Annotated in this window: 4 protein-coding genes; 1 reads left to right on the top strand and 3 read right to left on the bottom strand. The window is 56.8% G+C overall.

The features are described from left to right. The first annotated feature begins 1,020 nt into the window (after nucleotides 1-1,020). Nucleotides 1,021-1,362, top strand: a complete 342-nt coding sequence (locus tag Q0239_RS00725) for a GntR family transcriptional regulator (protein WP_298596847.1) — start codon at nucleotides 1,021-1,023, stop codon at nucleotides 1,360-1,362. Here the strand turns inward: Q0239_RS00725 and Q0239_RS00720 are convergent. Genes Q0239_RS00720 through Q0239_RS00710 form a run of 3 tightly spaced genes read right to left on the bottom strand, consistent with a single transcriptional unit; the run spans nucleotide 1,359 to nucleotide 5,124 of the window. After that, nucleotides 1,359-3,305, bottom strand: coding sequence for a tetratricopeptide repeat protein (locus tag Q0239_RS00720; RefSeq protein ID WP_298596844.1), 1,947 nt, complete (start codon nucleotides 3,303-3,305; stop codon nucleotides 1,359-1,361). The two genes, Q0239_RS00725 and Q0239_RS00720, sit on opposite strands and share 4 nt — an antisense overlap. Continuing rightward, entirely contained in the window at nucleotides 3,305-4,666 is a 1,362-nt protein-coding gene (gene prsR, locus Q0239_RS00715; protein ID WP_298596841.1) for a PEP-CTERM-box response regulator transcription factor, read from the bottom strand. The genes Q0239_RS00720 and prsR overlap by 1 nt, the downstream gene beginning before the upstream one ends. A gap of 2 nt (nucleotides 4,667-4,668) precedes the next feature. Next, nucleotides 4,669-5,124 carry an ATP-binding protein gene (locus Q0239_RS00710; RefSeq protein ID WP_298596838.1) on the bottom strand — a complete coding sequence of 152 codons (456 nt, stop codon included), beginning with the start codon at nucleotides 5,122-5,124 and terminating at the stop codon, nucleotides 4,669-4,671. Nucleotides 5,125-5,243 lie beyond the last annotated feature (119 nt).

Raw genomic sequence — 5,243 nt, 5'->3', positions numbered from 1 at the left:
GAGTTGATGACGGGCTTTGTGCGTTAGGCCCTGTCATCGCCTTTAGGAGCGCGTCGAAGCGTTGCGTGTCATTTTTCATGTTCCTGCCATCCAATCATTTGGGCCACCAGGCCTAGGCCTTCTTCCGAAGGGTTCTCTACTTGTGTCGCTAGGCCATATCTCTTCAATTTTTGATTGGTCAACGCGCAACGCCCAGTATCGACCGCTAACAATTCCACTCATTACACGACTATCTGCTGTGGTATGGGGATTTTCGGTGGCATTTGGATCAGCGGATGCGGGGTCTAGCCCATAGTCTCGCCAGTGGCTTTGAGGGATAGGCTCCCAAATCGGGCGGGGTTCAGGCCTTTGGCTTAGCTCAACAATCGGCACAGTTGGCCGACCCCAAATTCGCAGACGGTTTTCTATCGCCTTTTGCCTGATATCTAGCCTTGCGGTAGGGTAGTTTTGCTCTGAATCTCTGTCATCTAGGATCGAAGCAACATATGCGACCACCTGCCAAATAGGAGTTTCGGGGCAGTGGGTCGAGCTTGCGCCAAGCGCGCGGGCAAGAGCGTCAACATTCTCTAGGCTATAACGCTTAACCGTTGCGGGAGTGAAGTTGAGATTTACTGTATTGTAATTGCCCGCGATCGATGGCGAACTATGGCCGTGCGTTACAGGCGACTGCGATACTCCACCGGCGCTCGCTGGTTCTCCATTGGGCCTCAACCAAAACCAAATAAGCCAGTAAAGTGTGAACGCTACAAACCCGATAGTTCCGTAAAATTGGATTTGCTCCGTTGTCATTATCCAATCCAGCCATTTATTTGCTGATTTTGGTTTCGCAGTCGCGAACAACATAGCCAGCCAACCGACCATCCCAAAGATACGAGTTGGTAACGCGCTCCACAGAACGAAAAGACTTTTGGACATTTGGGCTGGTTATCACCCATTAGACAAAGAGTCACGCTACTTGTCCCAAAGGGATAATTACCTTAAACTTGACGCGACCTACTGTGTTATGGCAGTAAGGTGGTTATGAAAACCGAGAGCAAGCCCGTATATCTGAAATTGCGTGACGAGATCGCCGCAGCCATTCTTGATGGCCGCTTTTCAGAAGGTGATATGCTCCCCTCGGTCCGCGCCTTCGCCGCGCAGCAGGGTGCTAATCCGCTGACGGTGGCCAAGGCCTATCAATTGTTTCAGGACAATGGCTTGGTTGATGTGAAGCGTGGTGTCGGGCTGTTTGTAGCCCGTGGGGCGGTCGCGCGCCTGCGGACCACCGAACGCGACCATTTCATCAGCCATGTCTGGCCCGAAGTGCGCGCGCAGATGCAGCGTGCGGGAATCGATCCAGCAGAACTGCTCGCGCTTTCTTAAAGTTTTTGCGCTGCGCGGTAATCGCGCGCGATGTCCTTGTCGTCAGGCGCCAGCTTGCTTGCCTTGCGCAATAAGTCGCGGGCGCGTTTTGGGTCTTCGCCCTGCAGCATCACTGCCCGACCATAAGCATAGGTCGTCATCAAATTCGCTGGATCGATACGATAGGCTAGACGCGCCTCTCGCACCGCCTCATCATGTTCACCCAGCGCGGTCAATGTGCGCGCGATATTGGCGTTCAACACAGAATCGTTGAAACCGGTCCGCGCACGCATACGGTACAATATGGGCAACGCCTGATCCCACAGCTTTCGATCGATCAGATCAAAAGCGGCAAGCCTTTGCCCGAGCAGGCTGGAAGGGTTGTAGACCAGAAATTCGGCAATCACATTGCTGGCCGCATTGGCATTGCCAGCACCGCGATACGCCGCGACCAGCCGCCCCAGCACGGCATCATTCAGGGCAACCTTGCGGGCCTTCTCATAGGCCGCAATCGCCCCTACCCTATTCCCGGCCGCAAGTTCGACATCACCAGCGATCAGCTGGGCATCGACTACCCCGTCATTTCCGGTAACCAGCGGAGATATGGCTTGGCGGGCTTGCCCATATTGCCCTGCGGACAACAAAAGACGCACATAGGGCAAAACCTTGCGCGCATTTTTTGGCTCGCGTGCGGCTTCGGCCGCAGCCGCACCCAACGACTGTGTTTCAGCCAGCGCCGAGGGGGTGACGATCTTCGGATAGGCTGCCCTGTCCAGACGGAACGCGGCGGCATCACGCTCGCCCAATGCTTCCAATATGCGGCCAGCAAGCGCTACGCTGTAGTGATCGGCATCTTCGCGGTTGGCGACGGGTACGATTGCATCCCATGCTGCTGATTGGTCACCGGACCGATGCAGCGCGCGCGCCAACAAAGTCCGCAGTTCGATATTATGTGGCTGTGCGGAAACCAGTCGCGTCAAGATTTCGATTGCGGTGTTGAAATTGCCCAGTTCATATTCGCTGACCGCGACAAGCATTTGCGGCCCCGGCAGCTCGGCAAAACGCCCGCCGACTTTGCCCATGATGCGTCGGGCGAGCGCATAATTCCCGGCGCGCGCCGCCAATGTAGCCTGCATATAGAAAGCTTTGGCATTTTTTGTGTCGAGCGTCAGTATCTTGCGCGCCTGCACCAGCATGTCGCGATAGCGGCCCATCTCACCCAGCGTCGTGCCATATTCTTCAAGTGACGGCACGTCATTTGGGTCGATTTGTAATCCGCGCTCGAACCATGGAAGCGCCGCCGCCAGCCCGAACTGGTCGCGCACCACCCGACCACGCAACTCAAGCGCCCGCACATTTGCGGTGTTCAACGCCACCGCCTGCTCAAGCGCCGCTGTCGCCCCACCCAGATCCGAAACCACATAGCGAAGCCGCGCAACCTCGGTCCACAGACGATCATCTTTGGGTGCGAGTTTGAGACCGCTATCGAACGACTGTCCGGCCGCAATGGTATCGCCCTGATCCATATAGACACGGCCCAATATGCGATAGGCATAGGGCATGTTGGCGCGGGCCACAGTCTTTTGGGTCAAGGCCGCCTCTGCCTTACCGGTCTCACCCGAAAGCCAAAGCGCATGACCGAGCAGGTGGCTGTACGCCGTCTCCGGCGCTCCCAATTTTATGGCCTTGTCGATATGTTCGCGGGCAGTCACCGGATCGAACAGTTCCAGCGAAACTTCAGCCAGCTTCAGCTGCGCCTCGATCCATTCGGGTTCTGCGGCCGTTGCGTTGAGCAGTTCGACCTTGGCTGACCTGAGGTCGCGTTGATCAATATAGTTTTGCGCGGCCTCAAAAGCTTCGCGAGCGCCCTCGTCAATCGCCGCGTGAGCGATGCCCGCCAGTAACGCAATCGCCAGCACGCTCCGCAATCCCGAAGTCAGCAACTGGCGAGAGGCGTGGCGCATCAGACATGGATCTCATATTGTTTCAGGAGATCATAGAGCGTTGGTCGACTGATGCCCAGCAGCTTGGCGGCGTTGGAAATATTGCCTTCCGTGCGCGCGATGGCCCGACCTATAGCCCGCCTGTCTGCAGCTTCGCGTGCCGCCTTCAGGTTGAGAAAACGATCATCGTCATCGATCAGATCAAACTGGAGATCATCGACGGTAATGAACTTACCCTCTGCCATGATTACTGCACGCTTTACACGGTTTTCGAGCTCGCGGACATTGCCTGGCCACTCCCATTGATCAATCGCGGTCAGCGCGCTCGAGGCAAAACCTTTGATCGATGGATTCATCTCTCGGGCAAATCGGCTGAGGAAATGCTTCGCCAGCAGAACTGCATCACCCTGCCGATCAGCCAGCCGGGGGATATGAACCGGAACTTCGGCCAGACGGTAATACAGGTCATCGCGAAATGTCTTGTCCGTGATCATCTGGTTGAGATCGCGGTGCGTCGCACAGACGATGCGGACATCTACCGGAATGGTTTTCCGCCCGCCAATGCGCTCGATAACGCGCTCCTGGATGAAGCGCAGCAGTTTCACCTGCAACGGCAGCGGGATGTCTCCCACTTCATCAAGAAACAGCGTGCCGCCATTGGCCAATTCTATCTTGCCTTCGGTGGTCTTGATTGCACCGGTAAAAGCACCTTTTTCATGCCCGAACAGTTCGGACTCAAGAAGGGTCTCAGGGATTGCACCGCAGTTAATCGCAACAAAGGGTTTGCCTTTACGCTCGCTTGCGTCGTGCAACCCGCGCGCCAGCAGTTCCTTGCCGGTGCCGCTGGCTCCCAACAGCATAACCGACGCTTTGGTATTTGCCACCCGCTCAATCGTGCGCGCCGCCTTAAGCATTTCGGGGGACGCGGTGATCATCGAACCGAACAGCATTTCACCATCAGACGCTGGTGCCTGTGCCTTCTGGTTCTGCAACTCCAGGTCACGCACATGAAAGGCGCGCTTTACGATCAGGTGCAGCTCATCAATATCAACCGGCTTCTGGTAAAAATCCCACGCCCCGGCAGAGATGGCATGCAGTGCGCTCTCTTTTGCATTGTGACCCGAAGCAACGATCACCTTGGTATCCGGCTTGATCAATAGCATTTCTTCTAGCGCGGCAAAGCCCTCAGTCACGCCGTCGGGATCAGGCGGAAGACCTAAATCGAGTGTCACCACATCGGGTTCCTCCGTGCGCAGCAACGCCATGGCCTCGGCACGGTTCGACGCGCAGAAAACCTCAAAATCCTCATAGGACCATTTCAGTTGCCGCTGCAGACCCTGGTCGTCCTCGACAATCAGCAGTTTTTTCTTTGGCTGTTCCATGCTCATGCCGCCTCATCGATGTCGTTGACTTGTAACGCTTCTTTTGCCGCGGGCAGCAGCAGCGTCATTCGTGTCCCCTTCCCTATGCGGCTATCCACATGCAGATGCCCACCTAGCGACTGTGCCAATGCGCGGGCTTCATAAGCGCCGATGCCAAAGCCGCCACTTTTGGTGGACTCAAACGGTTTGAAAAGCTGGTTGGCCACAAACACTTCTGTCATGCCGCAACCTTTGTCCGTCACCCTGATGGCAACCCAATCATCCTGTCGCGCAGCACTGACTCGGATCGGGGATCCGTCGTCGGTCGCATCGATCGCGTTCTGGACCAAATGGTTCAAAATAGTTTCGACCCGACCTGCATCCGCCATCGCGAGCAATCCCGGTGAAAAATCGGACTCAATCGGGTAGATCAACCTCTTTCCATGGATCACAGCGCTCACAGTCGCTTCAACATCCATTGGTGCGATCGCCGAATGGCGGGGCCCGCGGGGGCGCGCCCCGCGCGCCGGCAGAACGTTCGCCCCGCCCCCCCCACCCTCCGGTGGCGCCGCCCCCCCCCCCCCGCCATCCGGCTTGG

The organism is uncultured Sphingorhabdus sp. (genome assembly GCF_937872355.1).
In the GTDB taxonomy this organism is placed as follows: Bacteria; Pseudomonadota; Alphaproteobacteria; order Sphingomonadales; family Sphingomonadaceae; genus Sphingorhabdus_B.
The sequence above is the reverse complement of the archived record's forward strand: the minus strand, read 5'-3'. Positions and strand labels throughout refer to the sequence as shown.

Bases quoted from the DNA above. Each gene is read 5' to 3' on its own strand.
- prsR (WP_298596841.1), bottom strand. From the start codon at position 4,666: ATGGAACAGCCAAAGAAAAAACTGCTGATTGTCGAGGACGACCAGGGT.
- Q0239_RS00710 (WP_298596838.1), bottom strand. From the start codon at position 5,124: ATGGATGTTGAAGCGACTGTGAGCGCTGTGATCCATGGAAAGAGGTTG.
- Q0239_RS00720 (WP_298596844.1), bottom strand. From the start codon at position 3,305: ATGCGCCACGCCTCTCGCCAGTTGCTGACTTCGGGATTGCGGAGCGTG.
- Q0239_RS00725 (WP_298596847.1), top strand. From the start codon at position 1,021: ATGAAAACCGAGAGCAAGCCCGTATATCTGAAATTGCGTGACGAGATC.